Consider the following 21,978-nt stretch of genomic DNA (forward strand, 5'->3'; position numbering starts at 1 on the left):
ATGAATCGGTCCGGCACATCGTTGCCTCCCAGTCGATCGGTATGAGAGATGGAGCTGCGCCATCTGAAGTACTTCCTCGCCGTCGTCGAGACACGGAACTTCACCGAGGCCGCCGCGAACTGCTACGTGGCGCAGTCCGCGCTCAGCCAGCAGATCGCCCGCCTGGAGAAGACCGTCGGCGCCGCGCTGTTCAGCCGCACGAGCCGTTCGGTACGACTGACAGCCGCCGGTGAACTGCTCGAACCGCTGGCCAGACGCATCCTCGCCGACGTGGACAACGCGCAGGCCGCGGTCGACGCGCTGGCGGGGCTGCGTCGCGGGCGGCTCCGGCTGGGTCTGGTCCAGACGCTCGCCGGCTCGATCGACATGGTCGAGGTGATGGCCGAGTACCACGCCCGCCATCCCGGCATCGACTTCGACGTCGCCAACGGCACCAGCTCCGAGATGACCGCCGCCGTCCTGTCCGGCGGCCTGGACGTCGCCGTGGTCGGCCTCGGCTCGCACGAGGTGCCGGCCGGGCTCGATCACCGGCTCCTGGGCAGCGACCCGCTCATGGTGATCGTGCCGCACGACCACCCCCTGGCGGAGCGGGACGTCATCGACCTCGCCGACCTGCCGGAGAGCCACCAGCTCATCCAGTTCGCCCAGGGCACCGGCCTGCGCCGCCAGGTCGAGGCAGCCTTCGCACGAGCCGGCGTGGAGCCCGGCCGGCAATTCGAGGTCGGTCAGGCGTACGACATGGTCCGGCTGGCCGCCCGGGGCGTCGATGTCACCGTGGTACCCCGCTGGTCCGTCTTCGCGGCAGGATCTCCACTGGGCCCGGGCCCGTACCCCCACGGCGTTCTCCCCGGGGATGCTCGGGCGCTCCGCCTGTCGGACGCGAAAGCCGTGCACGACGTCTCCGTGGTCTACGACAGCAAGCGGTTGGCGCCTGCGGCTGCCGCGTTCCTCGACGTCGTGGACCGCCATACGGACGTCGTGCACGAGTTCCGTGGAGCAGCAGCCCCCTGATCGATCGGTGAGACAGATCGCTGAGCGCGTATCCATATGTTGGACGTGAGGCCGAGTCTGCCTGAGTCTGGAAGTGATCGTCCCGGGGTACGCCGCACTCCCGGACCTGGTGAAAGGGAGCTTCGAAATGTCTGTCCCCCTGCGAGACGCATGGACCACCGTGATCCCCGACATGAAGGACAGGCACGGCCCGCTGCCCCCACTGATGCTCACCCTGACGGTGGTGACCGGCCTGGTGGACGCCTTCAGCTATCTGCTGCTGGGGCATGTCTTCGTCGCCAACATGACCGGTAACGTCGTCTTCCTCGGCTTCGCCGTCGTGGGCGCCGCCGGATTCTCGCTGCTCGCCCCGCTGGTGGCGCTCGCCGCCTTCACTGTCGGCGCCCTGTTCGGCGGCCGCGTCGCCCACCGGGCCCGCCACCGCGCGCGGGTGCTGCACAGGGCGCTGCTCTTGGAAACCCTCCTCGTCGTGGTCGCGTACGTCATCGCCCAGACCGTCGACGCCCCGTACACGGGCGTCGTCCGTTACGGGCTGATCGCGCTCCTCGGGCTCGGTCTGGGCATCCAGAACGCCACATCCCGAGCCCTGGCCGTCCCCGACCTGACCACGACGGTGCTGACCCTCACCATCACCGGCATCGCCTCGGACAGCCGAGCCGCCGGAGGCGGCGGTGGCAGGGCAGGACGGCGCATCCTCTCCGCGGCCGCCATGCTCGTCGGCGCCCTCGTCGGCGCAGTCGCAGCTCTGCACGGCGCCCCTGCCCTGCCCCTGCTGATTGCCGCCTTGCTCCTCGTGGCAGTCAACGTCGCCGCGTTCAGGCTGACCCGGTCCGACGGCGCCTGGACCGTTCCGCTGTGACACGGGCGCACCCGTCGTGCACCCGGGCTCAGCGTCCGACGGCGCCTGGACGCTCCGCTGTGACACAGGTGCACCGTCGTGCATCTGTCGTGCATCCGTCGTGCACCCGGGCTCAGGTGAACAGTTCGCCCTTCTCGGCCTTCTCGACCAGCGAGGCGGGAGGAACGAAACGCTCGCCGTACCGCTCCGCGAGGTCGCGCGCCCGGGCGACGAAGCCGGCCGGGCCGCCCTCGTACTGGTTGATGTACTGGACGACACCGCCCGTCCACCCCGGGAACCCGATACCGAAGATCGACCCGATGTTGGCCTCGGGGACCGAGCGCAGCACGCCCTCCTCGAAGCAGCGGACCGTGTCGATGGCCTCGGCGAAGAGCATCCGCTCCTTCATGTCCTCGAAGGGGATCTCGTGGCCGGGCTTGGTGAAGTGCTCGATCAGCCCGGGCCACAGGCCGGTCCGCTTGCCGTCCGCGTAGGCGTAGAACCCGGCGCCGCTGGAGCGTCCCTTGCGGTCGTGGTCGTCGATCAACCGGTCGACGACCGCCTCCGAGCCGTGCGTGACCCACGTACCGCCATCGGCTTCGAAGCCGGCGATCGTCTCCTGGCGGATCTTGCGCGGCAGGGTCAGCGTCAGCTCGTCCATCAGCTGCAGGGCAGGAGCCGGATATCCCGCCTGGAGCGCGGCCTGCTCGATCGAGGCGGGGTGGATGCCCTCGCCGACCATGGCCACGGCCTCGTCCAGGAACTTGCCGATCACCCGGCTGGTGAAGAAGCCGCGGCTGTCATTGACGACGATGGGCGTCTTCTTGATCTGCTTGGCGATGTCGAGCGCCTTGGCGAGCGCGGCGTCGGAGGTGTTCTCACCGACGACGATCTCCAGGAGCGGCATCTTGTCGACGGGGGAGAAGAAGTGCAGGCCGATGAAGTTCTCCCGGTCCTTCACCCCCTCGGACAGCTGGGTGATGGGCAGCGTGGAGGTGTTGGAGCCGAGCACCGCGCCGGGCTCCACGACGTCCTCGATCTCCTGGAAGACCTTCTGCTTGAGTTCGGGGCTCTCGAAAACCGCCTCGATGACCAGGTCGCAGCCGCGCAGATCCTCGGCCAGGGCCGTCGGCGTGATCCGGGCAAGGACCTCGTCGGCCTGCTCGCGGGTGGTCCTCCCTCGGCTGACGGCCTTGTCGAACAGAGCGGCCGAGTAGGCCTTGCCCTTGTCCGCGGCCTCCGCGGAGACGTCCTTGAGGACCACCTCCATACCGCCGCGGGCGCAGACGTACGCGATTCCGGCGCCCATCATGCCGGCGCCCAGCACCCCCACCTTCGTCGCCCGCCAGGTGTCGTACCCCTCGGGGCGGCTGCCGCCGTTGTCGATGTGCTGGAGGTCGAAGAAGAAGGCCTTGGTCATGTTCTTCGAGATCTGACCGGTGACCAGCTGCACGAAGTAGCGGCCCTCGATGAGGAAGGCCGTGTCGAGGTCGACCTGGGCCCCCTCGACGGCGGCCGCCATGATGTTGCGCGGCGCCGGGTACTGCGCCCCGCGCAGCTGCTTGCGCAGATTGGCGGGGAAGGCCGGGAGGTTGGCGGCGAACTTCGGGTTCGACGGCGTGCCGCCGGGGATCCGGTAGCCCTTGACGTCCCACGGCTGTACGGCGTCGGGGTGCTCGGCGATCCAGGCCTTGGCGCGGCCGATGAGTTCCTCGGTGGTGTCGACGACCTCGTGCAGCAGCCCGAGGTCCAGGGCCTTGCGCACCTTGTGGCGCTGCCCCTGGAGGAGCACGTTGAGCAGGGCGTCGGTGATGCCGAGCAGCCGCACGGTGCGTACGACACCGCCTGCGCCCGGCAGCAGTCCGAGGCCGACCTCGGGCAGGCCGATCTGTGAGCCCTTCGCGTCGAGCGCGATCCGATGGTGGCAGGACAGGGCGATCTCGAGACCGCCGCCCAGCGCGGCGCCGTTGATCGCCGCGACGACGGGCCTGCCGAGGGTTTCCACCCTGCGCAGCAGGCCCTTGATGCGGGTGACGAACGCCAGCACGTCGGCGGCGTCCTCGGGGCTCGCCTGGATGAGTTCCGTCAGGTCGCCGCCCGCGAAGAAGGTCTTCTTCGCGGAGGTGATCACCACGCCGGTGATCGTGTCCTTCTCGGCCTCCAGCTGGTCCACCACCACGGCGAGGTCCTCGATGAACGCGCGGTTCATGGTGTTGGCCGACTGCCCGGGGGCGTCCATCGTGAGGACGACGACGCCGTCCGCGTCCTCATCCCAGCGGATGTGCTTCTGCTCGGTCATTGCTGATGTCTCTCGTCTCGGTGGTCGCGGTCGGGTCGCAGGACCGGAGCCGTTCGGCGGTTGCGGTCGCGGTCGGGTCGCAGGACCGGAGCCGGCCGTTCGGTGGTCGCGGTCGCGGTCGGGTCGCGGGGTCAGAGCCGCTCGATGACGGTGGCGATGCCCATGCCGCCGCCGACGCACAGGGTGCACAGTCCGTAGCGCTGACCGCGCCGCTCCAGCTCGTCGATCACGGTGCCGACGATCATGGCGCCGGTCGCGCCCAGCGGATGGCCGAGGGCGATCGCACCGCCATTGACATTGATCTTGTCCATCGGAACGCCCATGTCCTTGGCGAAGCGCAGGACCACGGCGGCGAAGGCCTCGTTGACCTCGAACAGGTCGATGTCGTCGACGGTCAGACCCGCCTTGGCCAGCACCTTGCGGGTGGCGGGCACCGGGCCGGTGAGCATGATCGTCGAGTCCGAGCCGGAGAGCGCGGTGGCCACGATGCGGGCACGGGGCGTGAGCCCTGCCGTGCGGCCGGCCTCCTCGCTGCCGACGAGCAGCAGCGCGGCGCCGTCGACGATGCCGGAGGAGTTGCCCGCGTGGTGGACGTGGTTGATCTTCTCGACCCAGTGGTACTTCTGCAGCGCCACCGCGTCGAAGCCGCCGGCCTCGCCCATCATCTCGAACGACGGTGTGAGCGCGGCAAGGCCCTCCAGCGTCGTGTCGGGCCGCACGAACTCGTCGTGGTCGAGGACGGTCAGACCGTTCTGGTCGCGCACCGGTACGACGGAGTCCTTGAAGTACCCCGCATCCCGCGCCGCCGCCGCGCGCGCCTGCGACCGCAGCGCATAGCGGTCCACGTCCTCACGAGAGAAGCCCTCGATGGTCGCGATCAGGTCGGCGCTGACGCCCTGGGGAACGAAATAGGTGTCGTACGAGGTCGCCGGGTCCAGCGGCCACGCGCCGCCGTCGGAGCCCAGGGGAACCCGGGACATCGACTCGACACCGCCGGCCAGCACCAGATCCTCGGAACCGGAACGCACCTTCTGTGCCGCGAGGTTGACGGCTTCCAGGCCGGACGCGCAGAACCGGTTGACCTGGAGTCCCGCGGTGGTGTCGGGCAGTCCCGCCGCCAGGGCGGCCGTCTTGGCGATGTCGCATCCCTGGTCGCCGACCGGACTGACGACACCCAGGACGACGTCCTCGATCAGCTGCGGATCCAGGGAGGGATTGCGCTCGCGCATCTCGTCGATCAGGCCGACGACGAGCGATACGGGCTTGATCCCGTGCAGTGAGCCGGTCTTCCTGCCCCGGCCCCGGGGGGTGCGGAGCGCGTCGTAGACAAAGGCTTCAGTGGTCAAGGGAGACGGTCCTCTCTCTGCGGGCCCGCCGTCGTCCGGCTGCCGTCCCGCTGTGTCGCCGCTCGATCGAGGCAACCTAATGCTCATTAACTTGATTGACACAAGTTCCTGATGTCAAGGGTCTTTGCTCATTCTGGCCTTCTTAATCTCTGTTAACCATGTGTGGTGAGAGGATCTATCGCATGCCGACGCCCACACCTCGCCAGCGCACCCGGACCGCCGCCCCGCAGCGGCAGTCTCGCCGCGATCAGCTGGCGCTGATCGCCGCCGGGCTGTTCGCGCAGCAGGGGTTCCACAACGTGTCGGTCAACGACATCGCCGCGGCGGCCGGCATCAGCGGCCCCGCCATCTACCGGCACTTCAAGAACAAGCAGGCGATCCTGGCGCACCTGGTGTGCGGAGGGCTCGCGCAGGCCGCGGACATCGTGGAGCGGCATCTCGGCGACGCCGCCGCGGACGAGGGCCTCTCCACGGCGGAGCGTCTGGCGGCGGCCCACGAGGACCTGGCGGCGTTCGTCGTAGCCCACCCCGAGTTCGGTGTCCTGTGGCGGCGCGAGGGGCGGCATCTCGCGGCAGCGGACGCGGAGGAAGTCGCCAAGGCCGCGGCGCGGGCGACGATCCCGCTGGCGGCGGCACTCGGCGAACGGCGGCCGGAGCTGAACCAGGGCGACGCCGAACTGCTCACCTGGTCCGTCCTCAGCGTGTTCGGCAGCATCTCCGACCATCGCGTACGGCTGCCGCAGACCGCGCTGGAAGACCTGCTCACGGCTGTCGCGCTGGACGTCCTCGCCGCCGACGTGCCCGCAGCGCGAGAACGAGGCGGGCAGTCGTCGGCGGCACAGCCGAGAGCCGCCCTGCTCGATTCCCGCAGGGAACAACTCCTCGCCGTGGCGGCCAGGTTGTTCTGGGACCGCGGCTACCACGCTGTCACCATGGAGGAGATCGGCGCCGCGGCCGGGATCGCCGGCCCCAGCATCTACAGCCACTTCGGCGGCAAGATGGAGCTGCTCCAGACGATCGCGAACCGCATCGGCGAGCATCTGCGGCAGGCCGTGCTCCAGGCGCAGAGAGCCGATCTGGAAGCCGGTGCCACCCTCGGCCTGCTCGCCAGGTCGTACGTCGACACGGTGACCGAGCACCGGGACCTGGTCGCGGCCTACTTCCGTGAGGGCCACAACCTGCCCGGCCGGGACCGCGCCGAGGTGCGCCGGTTCCAGCAGGCGTACAGCCAGTACTGGGTCGATCTGGTCGCCGCGGTCGCCCCCGAACGATCGGCCAAGGAGACCCGAATCCGTGTCCATGCCGCCTTCGCCCTGGTCAACGACATCGCGCAGACCAAACGCTTCATGGCCCGTCCCTACCTCGCCGACGACCTGCACCCGCTCATGCTCACCGTCCTCCTGCCGGCCCGAGGCCGGGCGGCAGAAATGGACCACAGCTATTGACGTAACGGCAACAATACGACCTGGGGGAGCCGATCTACACTGACCTCCAGTGCAGGGAGCCTGCCTTGTTGACACCTGACACCCCAGGCAGTGAGGACTGACATGAGCGCCGAGCCACGGGTGAGACAGCGGCTGGAGCCGGACCAGCGCAGGGCCCAGATCATGAAGGTGGCCCGCGCCCTGTTCGGCGAGTATCCGTACGAGTCGGTCGCCACCACCGACATCGCCCGCGAGGCCGGGGTCGCGCGCGGGTTGATCAACCACTACTTCGGGGGCAAGCGGGGGCTGTACCTCGCCGTCGTGCGCCAGCTGGTGACAGCGCCTTCTCCCATCGCGGACGACCTGCCCAACTCCACGGTCGAGCGGCGCGTCACCGTGCTCATCGACCGCTGGCTCGACCTGGTCGAACGCAATGCCTCGATGTGGCTCACGGCCATCGGGAGCGAAGCCGCCGGCCGGGACCCGGAGATCGACGAGATCCTCTTCCAGGGCGACGAGATCGCCACCGACTGGGTGATCCAGGCGGCGCGGCTCACGGAATCCGACGAGTGCGTGACTGAGCTCAGGGCGGCCGTCCGGTCCTTCGGCAGCATGATGCGGGCGGCCTCCAGGGAATGGCTGGTGCGGGGGGCCTTCACCCGCAGCGACCTGCATGTCCTGCTGACCGACACGCTGCTGCACTTGCTGAATGTGACGTTCCCCGCACTGTGCGCCTCGCGTAGGGTCGCCGCCCGGTAACCGCTGCCCCCGCCCGGACCGCATTCGCATGTGGCCCTGCCGCCTGTATGCGGTCCGGGTCGCACAGTCGGCGCTCAGGGCGGTCGTCACCCAGCTCTATTGACACTGCGCCAATAAAATCGTCATGCTGGACGTCATCAGCCCTGCGGAGGAGCACAATGGAGTACACGCAGATCGGCTACGAGGTGAGCGGGCGCATCGCGACGGTGCTGTTGAACCGCCCCGAGTCCCGCAACGGCTACACGATCCGGATGGCCGACGAGATAGCTCACGCCTTGCAGACCGCCAACACCGATGACGAGGTACGCGTCATCGTGCTCACCGGCGCGGGCGACGACTTCTGCGTCGGAGCGGATCTGAGCGGCGGCGAACTCGGCGTCACCGAGTCCGACGAGGCATCGCCGGCCCCGGTGTGGACCGAGCCCGCCACCCGGGTCACCCGTGAGCTGTATCGCAGCGACAAGCCGGTCATCGCCGCCGTGCGCGGTGCCGCGGTCGGGGTCGGAGCGACCATGATCCTGCCGGCCGACTACCGCATCGCCGCCGACGACAGCAGGTTCGGCTTCGTCTTCTCCCGCCGCGGCATCTATCCCGAAGGCGGCTCCACCTGGTTCCTGCCCCGTCTGGTGGGCATGGGACGCGCACTGGACTGGATGGTCAGCGGCCGGCTGATCCCCGCCCGTGAGGCACTGAGGTCCGGACTCGTCAGCGCCGTCCACCCCTCGGCCGACGTACTGGACAAGGCGTACGAGCTTGCCCGCGAACTCGTCGAGAAGACCGCGCCCGTCTCGGTCGCCGTCATCAGGCAGGCCCTCTACCGCATGAGCGCCCTCGACTCTCCCGAGCCCGCCTTCGCCCTCGACTCGCAGCTCATCGCCAGTTGTGCGCACAGCGCCGACGCGGTGGAAGGAGTCGTCTCGTTCCTGGAACGGCGTCCCCCTGACTTCAAGGGCCTGACCGGCAGTGACCAGCCGGACTTTCTGCCTTGGCGCTCCCGCACCGGTACCGACACCCCGGAGATGAACTGATGGCCGCCACCCGACCCCGCTGGAGCGACGACGAACTCGAAGCGGTGCGCGCTCTCGCACGTACCTACTTCGAGAAGGAGGTCGCGCCCAACGAGGAGAAGCACGCCCAGCAGGGCCACCCGGACAAGTCCCTCTACGCCCGCGCGGGCGAGTTGGGCCTGCTGGGCATGACCATCCCGGAGGAGTACGGCGGTGGCGGCGGCACCTTCGCCAACCTGGCCGTTCTGATCCAGGAACAGATCCGCAGCGGCGCGGACAGCATGGGCTTCGCCGTGAGCGAGGGCATCGTCGCGCACTACCTCCTTGCGTACGCCACCGAGGAGCAGAAGAGGCCCTGGCTGCGGAAGATGTGCAGCGGTGAGTGGGTCGGATCGATCGCCATGACCGAGCCCGGCGCCGGCTCTGACCTCCAGTCGATCGCCACCCGGGCCGAGCGGGTCGGCGACGAGTACCTCATCTCCGGCTCCAAGACCTTCATCTCCAACGGCCATCTCTGCGACCTGATCATCATCGCGGCCAAGACGGACACCTCCAAGGGCGCCGCCGGTATATCGCTGCTGGTCGCCGAGGTCGACGACAACACCCCGGGCTTCACCCGCGGACGCATCATCAAGAAGGTCGGCCAAAAGGGCCAGGACACCAGCGAGTTGTTCTTCGACGAACTGCGCGTCCCCGTCGCCAACGTCCTCGGCGGCCAAGAGGGCCTCGGCTTCTATCAGTTGATGGAACAGTTGCCGCAGGAGCGCCTGATCACCGCGGTCATCGCCCAGGCGGTCACCGAGGCGGCCGTCGCCGTCACGCTCGACTACACCAAGCAGCGCGAGGCCTTCGGCAAACCGCTGTTCAGCATGCAGAACACCCGCTTCGAACTCGCCGAGTGCGCCACCATCGCGCGCGTCAACGCGACCTTCCTCGACGACTGCATCGAACGCCACCTCCGCGGCGAACTCGACGCCGCCACCGCCTCCATGGCCAAGTACTGGATCACCGACAGGACCGGAGAGGTCGTCGACCGCTGCCAACAGCTCTTCGGCGGCTACGGCTACTGCCTGGAGTACCCCATCGCCCACATGTACGCCAACAACCGCGTGCTGCGGGTACTCGCCGGAGCGAACGAGGTCATGAAGGAGCTCATCGCTCGGTCGCTGTGACGGGGCGGGCGCCGGGCGGGGAGCGTGCACACGAGGGTCGGCGAAGCGGACGACGTCCGGTCCTGAGGCCTTTTCTTCCTCAGGCCGGACTGCCCCAGTTCTCCCTCCGGTCTCCCTCGGGCCGGACTGCTCCACTTCTCCCTCAGGCCGGACTGCTCCACTCGATCTTCAGCCGACGGCCCTGTGCGCGGCCCGCCTCGGCGGCGGGTGTGCGGGTGGACGGGTCCAGCGGGTTGGTGCCGATCGCTGTCCGCGAGGCCTCGTCCGGCTCGATCACCGCGACTCCGGCGCCCCCTGCCCGCAGCTCCTCGATGGCCTTGGCCAGCGGCTTCTCGCTCGGGAACAGCTCGGTGCTCCCCAAGGGCGCGATCACCAGTACCTGCGTCGCGCCGACAGCGTAGTCGGCGTTCTCAACGGAGCGGGTGCCTCCGTCGATGTACCGCCGCCCATTGACCGTGGTAGGCGGCCACACACCCGGCACGGCACAGCTCGCCGCCACGGCGTCCACCAGGCTCACACCCGAGGAACTGTCGAACACCCGCGGCTCTCCGGTCTCGGCATCGACCGCGACGATCCTCAACGTACGAGCCGGCCATTCGTGCGAGGGCAGCCGCGACTCGATCACCGCACGCCGCTTCGACTCCGGGACGGTCTCGGCGGCGAGCGCGAACCTGCCCACCGCGCGCCTCATCTCCGCGAGGGTGGAGGCGCTCTCCATCAGCGCGAACAGCTGCGTGCCGAAGTTCTCCAGGTCCACATCGGCCGGGATCTCGGCGGTCTGCCGTTCGGGCTCGGCCTGCCGGGCGTACAGCTCCTCCAGGCTCAGCCCGCTCCCCAGTTGCGCACCAACGGTGGAGCCCGCGGACGTGCCCACGATCACGTCGGCGCCCGCAACATCCTGACCCGAATCGGCAAGTCCCGCCAGCAGTCCGGTCATCCAGGCGATCCCGGCGACACCGCCGCCACCCAGTACCAACGCCTCAGTCATCTCCTGCCCTTTCGCCCGCCGACACTTCCACGGGAACTGTAGAACGCCTGTTGTCACCCCTGCGATCCGAGGGGCTGACGAGTCCGGCTTACGATGAGGCCGTGACGCGTTTCGGACAGCTCGCTCGACCGCAACCGAGGTTGCGGTGCACCGGGCTGCTCGTCAGCGCTCTGTTGCTGGGCCTGCTCGGCATGCACGGCCTGGGGCCGGTCCCGGCGGCCGGCGCTGCCTCCGGACACGACCGGACGACGGCAGCCACGCCGATGGGTGTCAGGGCATCGATGCCGGACACCTGCGACCACGACGAGGGCGGCTGCACGGGGCACGTGGATCATGCGGACGCGCTGTGTGCCGCCGCGTCTGTCGCCGGGGCTCCCGCGGTGGTGCCGGTGCTGCTGCCCGACGTGGTGGTCTGTGCCGGGGTACCGGACGTACGCACCGCGTCGCCGAGCAGCGGGCCCGACGGAGGCCGGGCACCACCCTCGCTGTCCGAACTCCAACTCCTGCGGATCTAGAGCGGCCCACGTGGCGCCGTACGCCCATGAGGCGCGGCGTCACGTGCAGGCATGCCCTTCACCGATCCGGTCACATCCCAGGAGTTCCACCATGACCGCACACCGAACGATCATCCGTCGCACCGCCCTCGCCGCCACTGCCGCTGTGGCCGCGCTCGTCCTGGCCGCCTGCAGCGACGGTGGCAGCGGAGGGCACGACATGGGTTCCATGGAGTCCGACTCCAGCCCCAGCGCGACCGCGACCGCCTCGGCCCAGCCCGGCGATCACAACGACGCGGACGTCTCCTTCGCCACGGAGATGATCCAGCACCACCGTCAGGCGATCGAAATGGCCGAACTGGCCGACACCCGCGCCGCCTCGCAGCAGGTCAAGGACCTCGCCACGAAGATCAAGGGTGCGCAGGACCCGGAGATCAAGACGATGTCCGGCTGGCTCACGTCCTGGGGCGAGGCGGTCCCCCAGGACATGTCCGGCATGGAGCACGGCACGTCGTCAACCATGCCCGGCATGATGAGCAGCGACGACATGAACCAGCTGGAGAAGGCCTCCGGTGCCGAGTTCGACACGATGTTCCTCACGATGATGGCCCAGCACCACGAGGGCGCCATCGAGATGGCGAAGACCGAGCAGGCAGGCGGCACATACGCTCCCGCCAAGGAGCTCGCGGAGGCTGTCGTCACGGCCCAGACGGCCGAGATCGAGCAGATGAAGCAGATGCTCGACAAGAGCTGACGCGCCGTCGCAAGCTGACGAACCGTCAATAGGTGGTGGACCGGCGAACTCCCGTCGGCCCACCACCTTGAAGCCCAGCTCCTGATCCAACCGTGTGCGAAGCACATCGTCCGTGAGACGGACCATCTCCGCGACGACCTCGCGAGGCGTGTAGTACGAGCCGCTCTGCTGGCGACGGAACACAGAGGAGGCTCGGGCGCCGGTTCCGTGCGGGGCCATGGCTAGAGGCATAAAAAATCCGGTGCCCCGCCCCCGCCTCGTTCCCTACACTCGCCCCACAACGCGTGCCGCGCACCACCGCGGCGCGCAACCGTGATGAATGAGGGGAGCCCAGCCATGCGTTACCGCACCGCTGTTGTTGTTCCCCTGTCGCGGTACGAGGTGATCCTCGTGTCTTCGGGTGTCCGGTGCCGGCTGCGCGGCCGGGACCGGATTGCCCTGACGAACGCCTGATCTCCGTACGCCCCGCCCCGCATGCGCATCATTCTGCGATTGCGCGGGTTCGGGCGTGCGCGTGGGTCATGGCCCGTTCGTCCGGGAATTGCGCCGACCTCCTCTGGATCATCCTGAAAGGCCCTGGGCCGTGCGTACCGAACTGCACCGCGAACTCGTCAACCCCCTCACCGCCGTACGCAATCTGGGCATCCTCGCCCACGTCGACGTCGGGAAGACCACCGTCACCGAGCGGATCCTGTATGTCACCGGGACCACGCACAAGCGTGGGGAGGTCCATGACGGCACGACCGTCACGGACTTCGATTCCCAGGAGCGTGACCGTGGGATCACCATCTTCGCCGCGGCGGTGAGTTGTGACTGGGACGGGCATCGGATCAATCTCATCGACACTCCGGGACACGTCGACTTCTCCGATGAGGTCGCACGGTCGTTGCGGGTGCTCGACGGGGCCGTCGCGGTGTTCGATGCCGTCGCGGGAGTCGAGCCGCAGAGTGAGTCGGTGTGGCGGCAGGCCGACCGGTACGGCGTGCCGCGCATCGCCTTCGTCAACAAGCTGGACCGGGCCGGCGCCGACCTCGACGCGGCGGTCGCCTCGATCCGGGAACGGCTGCATCCGGCGCCGCTGGTCGTTCAGTTGCCGATCGGCGCGGAGGACGGGTTCAGCGGGGTCGTCGATCTGCTGCGCATGCGGGCGTTGGTCTGGGCCGACGGCTGCGACTCGGTCGAGGAGGGGCCTGTACCCGATGCCCTGCTCGAAGAGGCCCGGCGGCGACGCCGGGTGCTGGAAGAAGCGGTTGCCGAACTGCATCCCGGTGCGCTGGAGGAGTTCTGCGCGGAGTCGGCTGTCTCCGCGCGGACCCTCGCGGGCGCGCTGCGTGACCTGACCCGTACCGGCGACGGTGTGGTCGTGCTGTGTGGCTCGGCCTACCGAAACCGGGGGATCGAGCCGTTGCTGGACGCCGTGGTGGCGTACCTGCCCGCGCCGTTGGACGTGCCTGCCGTGCGCGGTGTCCGCGGCCGGGAAGGTGGAGAGGAGGAGCGGGCCGTCGATCCGGCGGCTCCGTTCGCCGCGCTGGCGTTCAAGGTGACTGCCACCGCCACCGGGCGGCTGACCTACCTGCGTGTGTACTCGGGAACGATCCAGAAGGGAGAGGCTGTGGCTGTGTGGGACGCGGGCACGTGGCGCACTGAGCGGATCGGGCGGATCCTGCGCGTCCAGGCCGACCGGCATGCCCAGTTGGACCGGGCGTTGGCCGGGGACATCGTCGCGGTGGTGGGCTTGAAGGCCGTCCGTGCCGGTGCGACCGTGTGCGCGCCCGGGGCTCGGCTGGTCCTCGAACCGCCGACCACGGCCGAACCGGTCGTCTCCGTGGCGGTCGAGGCCGGTGCCAGAACCGACACGGACCGATTGGTGTCGGCGCTGGCGCGGCTGGTCGAGGAGGATCCCTCGCTGGTCGCAGGGACCGACCCCGAAACCGGTCAGACCGTGCTGTCCGGCATGGGCGAACTGCATCTGGAAGTGGCGGTGGAGAAGATCCGGCGCGCCCACGGGTTGGACGTCCGGGTCGGCCGGCCAAAGGTGGCGTACCGGGAGACCGTCGTACGCGGGGTCACCGGGCTGGTCCACCGGCATGTCAAACAGGACGGTGGCGCTGGGCAGTTCGCGCATGTGGTCCTCGATGTGGAACCGCTGCCGGCTCCCTCGGGCACGGCCGGTGACCGTGCCACGGGCTTCGAGTTCCGGTCGGTCGTCGTCGGTGGACGCGTACCGCAGGAGTACGTCCGGGCCGTGGAGGCCGGTTGCCGGGACGCGCTGGGCGAAGGACCGCTCGGCGGTCATCCGGTGACGGGACTGCGCGTTGTCCTGACCGACGGCGCGACCCATCCGAAGGACTCTTCGGAGATGGCGTTCCGGACGGCCGGGCGGCTCGCGCTCCGGGAGGCACTGCGTGCCTGCGCGATGGTCCTCCTGGAACCGGTGGTCGAAGTGACGGTCACCGCGCCCGACGACGCCGTCGGCGGGGTGCTCGGCGACCTGGCCGCCCGGCGCGGCCGGGTCTCCGGCTCGACCACGCGAGGGGGACCGGGCATGGGCACGGTGGTGATCACCGCGACCGTGCCGTTGGCCGAGCTGTTCGGTTACGCGACCCGGCTGCGCAGCCGGACGCAGGGCCGGGGAGTCTTCACCACCCGGCCCGTCGGCTACGCCCCGGCAGCGGTAGCGGGCCTGGCGTCCGACGGGACACCGGCCCGGTAGCCGCAACGACGGTTCCGCCCGTGCGCGGGCGGAACCGTCCCCCTGTCCATTCAATCCCCGTTCCCCACCGGCCGCCGAACGTGCTGCGTCATCCGGATTGCGCGGCATCGGCGGGCGGCGGGCGCCGCTCTCCGCGTACAGCGGACAACGATTCGTGCTCTGCGGAAAGTGGATGGTGTGCCGCGTTCCTCGGATTGCCGGGAAATTCACACGCGCCTACTTTCAGGGCAGTTGCCGTGCAAAGGACCGCAGGGACGGACGCCGAACGTGCAGGGCCAACGGATGTTGGCCGTGGAGAACGAACCTCAGTCACCGCGTGTGGAGATCCCCATGAGCGCCCGAAGGACCGTCTCCGCCGACTGGCTTGTCGAAGCCGTCGGCTCGGTGTTCGCCGCCGTGGGCATCAGGCCGAGGGCCGCGACGGCGGTGGCCCGAGGCCTCGTGGAAGCGGACCTCCGCGGCACACCGTCCGACGGCGTGACGCTGGTGCCCATGTACGTCGAGCGGCTCCGCAAGGGTTCCGTCGGTACCCACGAGAGCGCCGAAGTGGTGCACGACATGGGGGCGATCGCGGTACTGGACGCCGACCACGCGCTCGGCTTGCTCACCGGTGACCAGGCGATGGACCTGGCTGTCCTCAAGGCCCGCACCTACGGGCTCGGGGCGGTGGCGGTGCGCCGCGCGTTCCACTTCGGCGGCGCCTACCGCTATGCGCGTACGGCCGCGTACGCGGGCTGCGTCGGTATCGCCGCGGCCAACTCCGGCCTGCTCAGGCCGGCCCCGGGCGGGGGGACAGCGGTGCCGGGCGACAACCCCCTCGCCGTTGCCGTCCCCACCGAGACGGGCGAGCCGATTCTCCTGTCCCTGACCTCGTCCGAAGCGGCGACCGGGCCCATGGGGTACGGGCTCGCGCTCGCCGTGGACATTCTGACCGGCGTACTGTCCGGCGGCGGTTTCGGCAGCGGCGTCCGCGAGTTGCACGGCGACACCTCGGAGCCTCACGACTGCGCGCACTTCTTCCTCGCGTTGTCGGTCTCCGCCTTCGGGAGCCGGGCCGCCTTCGAAAGTTGCGTCGCCGAACTCACCGACCAGATCACCGGCAGCGGACAGCTTCTGCTGCCGGGCCGGTTGGAGGCGGAGCGGAAAACCGCGGCGCGCCGCACCGGGGTCCCGCTCGACGCGAGAGTCCTCGCCGCTCTGCGAGAAACCGCCACCGCGGTGGGCGTCACGCTGGCCGACCCCCGTTAGCGGCACGGAGCGGCTTTCGTCGGGCTTCTCAGACGGTGCCGGATGCCCCTGCCACCAGGAGGTTGTCCTCGAGGAGTTTGCGCGTCGGGTCCGTCCACGGAGCGGGCCTGAGGGTCTTTGGGTCCATTTTGATGATCACGCGGTGCCCGCGAGCATGGACCGTCTCGCCCGAGTGAAACCGGAAGGCGAACTTCGCACTGGTCCGGCCGAGAGCCTCGATCCAGAAGGTGACATCCACTGAGCCGATCTTGGTGATCGGCTGCTCGAAAGTGACCGCCAGTTCGCGTACGACGCAATTGATGTCCTCGTGGCCGAGCCCGAGGCCGATTCCCGCGAAATAGGTGGTGACGCCGTGCTCGATGAGGGCGGCAAACCTTCCGTGATACACCATGCCGAAGGAATCAAGGTCGTCGAAGAAGACGCTGACGGATTCCGTGTGGCTCTTCTCTGGGAACATTGCAGTTCACTTTCGTCGCGCCGATGTAAATCCTTGCGACCGTAGCCGTAGAAGGTAAGACCACCTCCTACGGCTCACGATCTTCAACTTTCGGAGTGTCGGCTACGCACCGACGACCGCTACTCGGTCCGCAGAGCCGTCGCCGTACGCGTCCTGGCCGCCCAGCCCGCCGGCAGCAGCGCGCCGAGCAGCGCGATCGTGATCCCCGCCAGTCCCAGCAAGATCAGTTGCCACGGCTCGTACACCTCGAGCACCGACGGCGGCAGATTGGTGCCCGCGGAGTGCCCCATCACCGGCAACACGAAGCCGTGCAGGGCCAGGCCGAGCGGTACGCCGACCAGACCGCCGAGTACGCCGATCCCGGCCACCGAGGCGAGGACGAGGCTCACGGTCTGCCGGGGTGACATGCCGAGGGCCTTGCAGACGCCGAGGTCGTGCACGCGCTCGCGGGTGTCCAGGACGGCGGAGTTGAGGACACCGAGGCCGGCGACGGACATCAGCATGAGGGTGAGGAGCACCGCCATCGCCTCCAGGATAAGGATCATGCTCTCGCCCTGCGAGGTGGAGTTGGCCATGACATGGGCGCCCAGCGGCTGCACCACCGCGCCGAGTTTCTCGGCGTACTCGGCGGGGGATACGCCCGGCTTCACATCGATCAGGTAGGCATCAGGCTTTGCCCCGTCGAAGTTGGCGAGGTCCGCGTGGAGGTGCATGCCGTCGTCCGAGGTGTCGAAGGCCTCGCCGACGATCCGCAGGGTCGTGGTCTCCTTCTCGTAGGTCACGCGGACCGTGTCACCGATCTCCGTGCCGGTCCTCTCCAGGAAACCCGTGGGCACAACGACCTGCCCCGCACCGGTGATCCACTGCCCGGAGATCATCTCGTAGCCGCCCGCACCCAGATCACCCTGGTAGAAGTTGGCCCGGACCGAGCCGGAGATCCCGGCCACGGTGACCTCGGTCTGGGTCATGCCGTAGTAGGAAGCGGTGCCTGCCTGGGCCTCGATGGCGGCGCGCACCTTCGCCGGGTCGACGTCCGGGGCCTCGGCTGTGTCCTGGTTGGGGGCGGGTACGCCAGGGCCGAGGCTCGGTCGGCCGACGAACACCGTGACCGCGGCGCTCTCCTCGGGATCCGCCGCATTGCCGACCGCGGTCAGCGACTGGGTCAGCCCCACCGCGAACGTCGCCGCGACCGTGCCGAAGGCCACCGCGAGCAGCATCGCGAGGGTACGGACCGGGTGTGCGAACGGGCTTGCGAGGCCGTAGGTCACCGCCCGTGGCAGCGGCAGCCGCCCCGCCGCCCGGTGTGCCCACTGCCCGCGCCCCGTGCGCGGCGCCCGGCCGACGGCGATGGCCTCGACCGTACGAAGTCTTCCGGCCCGCAGCGCGGGGACCAGCGCCGCGATCCCGACGACGGCCAGCGCGGCGGTTGGCACCACGATGTTCACCCACCAGGCCACGGTCAGCGAGACACTGCCGTACGCCCGCTCGGTGTCCTCCAACAGTGGCACGGCCAGCAGGTTTCCGAGGACGACGCCCAGCGCGATACCCGCGACCGCCGGGATCAGCGCCTGGACGACGTAGGCGCGCACCACCTCGCGCGGTGTGAAGCCGATGGCCTTGAGGATGCCGATCCTGCGGAGGCTGGTGCCGACCGCCCCGCTGACCACACTGCCGACGATGATCACCGACATGACGATGCCGAGCGCGCCGAAGGCGAGGAGGAAGGGGATGGTCGCGGCCGCGCCCTGATCGGCGGCGCGCTTGGTGTCCAGATAGGACGTGGTGCCGATCAGCGCCCCGGACGGTACGGCGGCGGTGAGCGTCTTGCGGGCGGCGACGATCTGCGCCTTCGTCCCCGCCGCGTCGAAGCGGTACAGCATCTGGCTCGTGACCGGGCTGTCCTTCGACCCCAGCGCCCTGACCTGCGCGGGGGTCGCCCACGCGTCGGCGCTCTTGCCGGCCGACACGGCGAGACCGACCACCGTCAGGATCTGAGCGTCCGCGGCGTCCGAGGTCCGCAGGGTGGAGCCGAGCTCGAAGGCGGGTCCGGCGAACTCCACCGACAGCACGACCTCGCCCGGCTTCTCCGCCCACCGGCCGGACCTGAGGTCCAGGTCGTCCACGTCGCTCCGGGGCCCGGACCGGCCGACGAGAGTCAGTGTCGGCGCATTCGGCCCCTTGATCACCGTGGTCGGGTGGGGCCCCGCGCTCGCCGTGACACCGTCAAGTTGCCCGGTGGCTGCGAGCTGTGCCGCAGTCACCTTGGACGGGTCGAACTCCGCGGTGAGGTGCGCACCGTGCTGCTTCGCGAAGGCGTGGTCGAAGGGCGCGCTCGCGGCGACCATGAGCGATCCGGCGACCACGGCGGAGGCCACGGCCATCATGGTGGCGATGGCGATCACCACGGTCTGCACCCGGCGCCGGCCCACCCCGGAACGAACGACCCGGCCGAGCGCGCCGGTGCCGAATCCGGTGCCGAACCCGGTGCCGAAGCGTCTCATCGGACCGCCTCCGCGTGGCTGTCGAGGGCGAGGTGGCCGTCGACCAGATGAATCGTGCGGCTCGCACACGCCTGGGCCAGCGCCAGGTCGTGCGTGACCAGCACGATGGTCTGGCCGCCCCGGTGCAGGTCCACCAGCAACTCCCGTACGTCCTGGCCCGAGGCGGTGTCGAGGGCGCCGGTCGGCTCGTCGGCGAGCAGCAGCGCGGGCCGGTTGACCAGTGCCCGGGCGACCGCGACCCGCTGGCGTTCGCCGCCGGAGAGCCGGCCCGGGTAGGCGCGGGCGAGCTTGTGGATACCGAGGGCCTCCATGAGCTCACCGGCGCGGGCCGCCGTCTTCCGCCGTGCGCCGCCTGCCAGTTGGGCGGGGAGCTGGATGTTGTCGGTGACCGTGAGGTCGTCGAGCAGGTTGAAGAACTGGAACACCATGCCGATCTGCTCGCGGCGGAACCGGGCCAGCGCGTGCTCGCTCAGTCCGTTCAGCCGCCGGCCGGCCACGGACACGGTTCCCTCGGTCGCCTTGTCCAGACCCGCCACGAGGTTGAGCAGCGTGGACTTGCCGCTGCCGGAGGGGCCCGTCACGGCGAGGGCCTCGCCCTTGTGGACCGAGAGCGTCAGCGGGCCGAGCGCCGGTGTGCCGGAGCTGTCGTAGCGCTTGGTCACGCTGTCCAGTTGGATCACCTGGGTCATGGGCGTCGTCCGTCCTTGGGGTCGTGAAGGGGGCCTTGCCGGGCCCAGCGAACGTAGGGGCGGGCGCCGCCCCGGCGCGTCGGCCGCGGCACCGACATACGGCCCTCCCCGCGGAGGATCCGGCCGCGGGGTCATCCCTGCGAAGTACGCCTGCGGGACAGCGACCTGGTCGCACAGGCGGACGCGGGCCGGGGCGGGGGGCCACACAATGTGCTGATGGGGACGGAGACGCAGGACCGGCGCGGACGGCGTCAGCAACTCCTGGACGCACTGCGGCCGGAGGCGAAGCCCGCCCCGCTCTCGCGGCGGGCAATACGCGCCGACGTGGTGCTGGCGGTCGTACTGACCGTTGTCGCGCTGATCGTGGCGGCGCGCTATCCGGGCGACGGACCGGTGCGCATCGTCTCGAAGGACGAGTACGGGTTCCCGGTGCCGCCGAGACCGCCCGCACTCGGTGAGCGGCCCGCGAACGGTGAGAACCCGTCCGTGTCCTGGGCTCTTGTCGTCATGTCGGCGCTGCCGCTGGCGGCCATGCGCAGGTATCCGCTGACGGTGTTCGCGGTGGTGATGGCCGCGGTGCTGGCCATCGGTGACAACGCCTCCTGGATCAACGTGCTCACCATCGTCGTCGGCGCCTACAGCGCGGTCATGTACAGCCGTTACCGGGCGGGCGCGCTGGCCGGCCTGGTCGCAGCCGCCGTACTGGCCGGTCTCGCGTTCCGGGAGGCGGAGCCCATGCTGCCGGCGTGGACGAGTCCCGCGGTGGTGCTGCTGATCGCCGGTGTCGGGGCCGGCCTCGTCCGCTTCTCGCGGCGGCGTCTTGCGGCCAGCCGGGACCGTTTCACGGAGTTGCAGAAGGCGCAGCAGGAGACCATGCGGCGGGCCGTCGAGGAGGAACGGGCGCGGATCGCCGCCGAGTTGCACGACGTGGTGACCCACAATGTGAGCGTGATGGTGATCCAGGCGGGGGCGGCACGCAAGGTGATGGACGCGACGCCGGAGCGGTCGAAGGAAGCGCTGCTGGCGGTGGAGGCCGGGGGCCGGGCGGCGATGGCCGAACTCAGGCATGTGATGGGCCTGTTGGCCGCCCCGGACACCGGCCGTGCCGACAGCCCGGCCGACGGTCTGGAGCCGCAGCCCGGCCTCGGACAACTCGACGCCCTGACCGAGCGGGTACGCGCCGCGGGCACACCGGTCGGCGTCGCGGTGTCCCTGCCGCCGGACCCGCTGCCGCCCGGGGTGGAGCTGGCGGCGTACCGCGTGGTGCAGGAGGCGCTGACCAACACCATCAAACACGCGCCCGGCGCGGACGCCTTCGTCACGATCGGCTACGCCGACGACTGCCTGGAGATCGAGGTCATGGACAACGGCGCCGCCTACGATTCCCCGCCCGGGGACCACGGCTCCCCACCGGTGGACGGCAACGGCCGCGGGCTGATCGGGCTGCGCGAGCGCCTCGCGGTGTACGGCGGTGAACTCACGGCCGGGCCGACCCTTGCCGGCGGATACCGGATCACGGCGCGCGTCCCGTGGCGGACCACGTGAACCGGCCGCCGCTGCGCGCCGTCATCGCGGACGACCAGGCCCTGGTGCGTACGGGCTTCGGGATGATCCTGGCCGCCGACGGCATCGAGGTGACGGCGGAGGCGGCCGACGGGGACGAGGCGGTGGCCGCCGTCCGGCGCACCCGGCCGGACGTCGTCCTCATGGACATCCGGATGCCGCGGATGGACGGCATCGAAGCGACCCGGCGGATCCTCGACGGCGCGGTCCCGGGGGAGGAGACCCGGGTCATCATCCTCACGACATACGACCTCGACCACTACGTCTACGCGGCGCTCACCGCCGGCGCCAGCGGCTTCCTGCTCAAGGACGTCACTCCCGAGCATCTGGTGGCCGCCGTACGCCTGGTGCAGTCGGGCGACGCCCTGCTCGCGCCCGCGATCACCCGCCGGCTGATCGAACGCTTCGCGCACCGTGTGGAGGACCGGGCGGCCACCCTGAACCGCGACCTCTCCGGTCTGACCCCCCGTGAACTGGAAGTGCTCCGGCTGCTCGCGACCGGCCTCAGCAACGCCGAACTCGCGGACCGTCTGTTCCTCAGTCCCACCACGGTCAAGACGCACATCGGCCGCATCCTGTCGAAGCTGGACCTGCGCGACCGGGTACAGGCCGTCGTCCTCGCCTACGAGACCGGACTCATCTCACCGGGAGGTCCGGCCGACGCCGGTCCGTAGGCAGCCGGCCGCTTCGGCGTCGAGGCACTCCGGCGACGCGA

The 21,978-nt window shown here is 69.8% G+C and carries 18 protein-coding genes; 12 read left to right on the plus strand and 6 right to left on the minus strand.

Going from position 1 to position 21,978, the window contains the following annotated elements; translation table 11 throughout:
- Nucleotides 1-48 precede the first annotated feature (48 nt).
- Entirely contained in the window at nucleotides 49-1,011 is a 963-nt protein-coding gene (locus ACFYPC_RS05390; RefSeq protein ID WP_388671088.1) for a LysR family transcriptional regulator, read from the plus strand.
- A 127-nt stretch (nucleotides 1,012-1,138) separates the two neighbouring features.
- On the plus strand, nucleotides 1,139-1,870 hold the full coding sequence (locus ACFYPC_RS05395) for a YoaK family protein (protein WP_388671091.1): 732 nt from the start codon (nucleotides 1,139-1,141) through the stop codon (nucleotides 1,868-1,870).
- 112 nt (nucleotides 1,871-1,982) lie between these two features.
- Here ACFYPC_RS05395 and ACFYPC_RS05400 read toward each other — a convergent pair whose 3' ends face one another.
- Nucleotides 1,983-4,148, minus strand: a complete 2,166-nt coding sequence (locus ACFYPC_RS05400; protein ID WP_388671094.1) for a 3-hydroxyacyl-CoA dehydrogenase NAD-binding domain-containing protein — start codon at nucleotides 4,146-4,148, stop codon at nucleotides 1,983-1,985.
- Between the two features lie 131 nt (nucleotides 4,149-4,279).
- Nucleotides 4,280-5,494 (minus strand): acetyl-CoA C-acetyltransferase, encoded by a 1,215-nt coding sequence (locus tag ACFYPC_RS05405; protein WP_388671097.1) that lies wholly within the window; start codon nucleotides 5,492-5,494, stop codon nucleotides 4,280-4,282.
- A 182-nt stretch (nucleotides 5,495-5,676) separates the two neighbouring features.
- Between ACFYPC_RS05405 and ACFYPC_RS05410 the strand changes: the two genes are divergently transcribed.
- From ACFYPC_RS05410 to ACFYPC_RS05425, 4 genes are all read left to right on the plus strand, one after another.
- Nucleotides 5,677-6,939: a TetR/AcrR family transcriptional regulator gene (locus ACFYPC_RS05410; protein WP_388671100.1), complete on the plus strand. Its 1,263-nt coding sequence runs from the start codon at nucleotides 5,677-5,679 to the stop codon at nucleotides 6,937-6,939.
- A 102-nt stretch (nucleotides 6,940-7,041) separates the two neighbouring features.
- Entirely contained in the window at nucleotides 7,042-7,677 is a 636-nt protein-coding gene (locus ACFYPC_RS05415) for a TetR/AcrR family transcriptional regulator (RefSeq protein WP_388671103.1), read from the plus strand.
- 158 nt (nucleotides 7,678-7,835) lie between these two features.
- Nucleotides 7,836-8,705, plus strand: a complete 870-nt coding sequence (locus tag ACFYPC_RS05420; protein ID WP_388671106.1) for an enoyl-CoA hydratase-related protein — start codon at nucleotides 7,836-7,838, stop codon at nucleotides 8,703-8,705.
- Nucleotides 8,705-9,856: an acyl-CoA dehydrogenase family protein gene (locus ACFYPC_RS05425; protein WP_388671109.1), complete on the plus strand. Its 1,152-nt coding sequence runs from the start codon at nucleotides 8,705-8,707 to the stop codon at nucleotides 9,854-9,856. The genes ACFYPC_RS05420 and ACFYPC_RS05425 overlap by 1 nt, the downstream gene beginning before the upstream one ends.
- 142 nt (nucleotides 9,857-9,998) lie before the next feature.
- On the opposite strand, the gene ACFYPC_RS05430 is transcribed toward ACFYPC_RS05425, so the two are convergent.
- The gene (locus ACFYPC_RS05430; protein ID WP_388671112.1) at nucleotides 9,999-10,844 is read right to left on the minus strand and encodes a patatin-like phospholipase family protein; all 846 of its coding nucleotides are present in this window, start codon (nucleotides 10,842-10,844) and stop codon (nucleotides 9,999-10,001) included.
- A 101-nt stretch (nucleotides 10,845-10,945) separates the two neighbouring features.
- Between ACFYPC_RS05430 and ACFYPC_RS05435 the strand changes: the two genes are divergently transcribed.
- The 4 genes from ACFYPC_RS05435 to ACFYPC_RS05450 all read left to right on the plus strand — a co-directional run bounded on the left by ACFYPC_RS05435 (nucleotide 10,946) and on the right by ACFYPC_RS05450 (nucleotide 16,053).
- Nucleotides 10,946-11,359 carry a DUF6153 family protein gene (locus ACFYPC_RS05435; protein WP_388671115.1) on the plus strand — a complete coding sequence of 138 codons (414 nt, stop codon included), beginning with the start codon at nucleotides 10,946-10,948 and terminating at the stop codon, nucleotides 11,357-11,359.
- Nucleotides 11,360-11,450: 91 nt separating this feature from the next.
- Entirely contained in the window at nucleotides 11,451-12,092 is a 642-nt protein-coding gene (locus tag ACFYPC_RS05440) for a DUF305 domain-containing protein (RefSeq protein ID WP_388671118.1), read from the plus strand.
- A 583-nt stretch (nucleotides 12,093-12,675) separates the two neighbouring features.
- Nucleotides 12,676-14,805, plus strand: a complete 2,130-nt coding sequence (fusA, locus tag ACFYPC_RS05445) for an elongation factor G (RefSeq protein ID WP_388671121.1) — start codon at nucleotides 12,676-12,678, stop codon at nucleotides 14,803-14,805.
- 330 nt (nucleotides 14,806-15,135) lie between these two features.
- Complete coding sequence (locus ACFYPC_RS05450; RefSeq protein WP_388671124.1) at nucleotides 15,136-16,053, plus strand: Ldh family oxidoreductase; 918 nt, start codon at nucleotides 15,136-15,138, stop codon at nucleotides 16,051-16,053.
- Nucleotides 16,054-16,081: 28 nt separating this feature from the next.
- Here ACFYPC_RS05450 and ACFYPC_RS05455 read toward each other — a convergent pair whose 3' ends face one another.
- From ACFYPC_RS05455 to ACFYPC_RS05465, 3 genes are all read right to left on the minus strand, one after another.
- Nucleotides 16,082-16,510, minus strand: a complete 429-nt coding sequence (locus tag ACFYPC_RS05455; protein WP_388671127.1) for an acyl-CoA thioesterase — start codon at nucleotides 16,508-16,510, stop codon at nucleotides 16,082-16,084.
- A gap of 119 nt (nucleotides 16,511-16,629) precedes the next feature.
- A complete protein-coding gene (locus tag ACFYPC_RS05460; protein ID WP_388671130.1) occupies nucleotides 16,630-19,011 on the minus strand; it encodes an ABC transporter permease in 2,382 nt (793 codons plus the stop codon).
- Nucleotides 19,008-19,700, minus strand: a complete 693-nt coding sequence (locus ACFYPC_RS05465) for an ABC transporter ATP-binding protein (RefSeq protein ID WP_388671133.1) — start codon at nucleotides 19,698-19,700, stop codon at nucleotides 19,008-19,010. Before ACFYPC_RS05465 ends, ACFYPC_RS05460 begins: the two co-directional genes overlap by 4 nt.
- A gap of 216 nt (nucleotides 19,701-19,916) precedes the next feature.
- Here ACFYPC_RS05465 and ACFYPC_RS05470 point away from each other — a divergent pair, with 216 nt between their 5' ends.
- Both ACFYPC_RS05470 and ACFYPC_RS05475 read left to right on the plus strand, forming a co-directional pair.
- Nucleotides 19,917-21,245, plus strand: a complete 1,329-nt coding sequence (locus tag ACFYPC_RS05470; protein ID WP_388671136.1) for a sensor histidine kinase — start codon at nucleotides 19,917-19,919, stop codon at nucleotides 21,243-21,245.
- Entirely contained in the window at nucleotides 21,230-21,937 is a 708-nt protein-coding gene (locus tag ACFYPC_RS05475; RefSeq protein WP_388671139.1) for a response regulator, read from the plus strand. The genes ACFYPC_RS05470 and ACFYPC_RS05475 overlap by 16 nt, the downstream gene beginning before the upstream one ends.
- Nucleotides 21,938-21,978: the final 41 nt, after the last annotated feature.

This window comes from Streptomyces sp. NPDC005808 (genome assembly GCF_042871385.1).
Classification (GTDB): Bacteria; Actinomycetota; Actinomycetes; order Streptomycetales; family Streptomycetaceae; genus Streptomyces.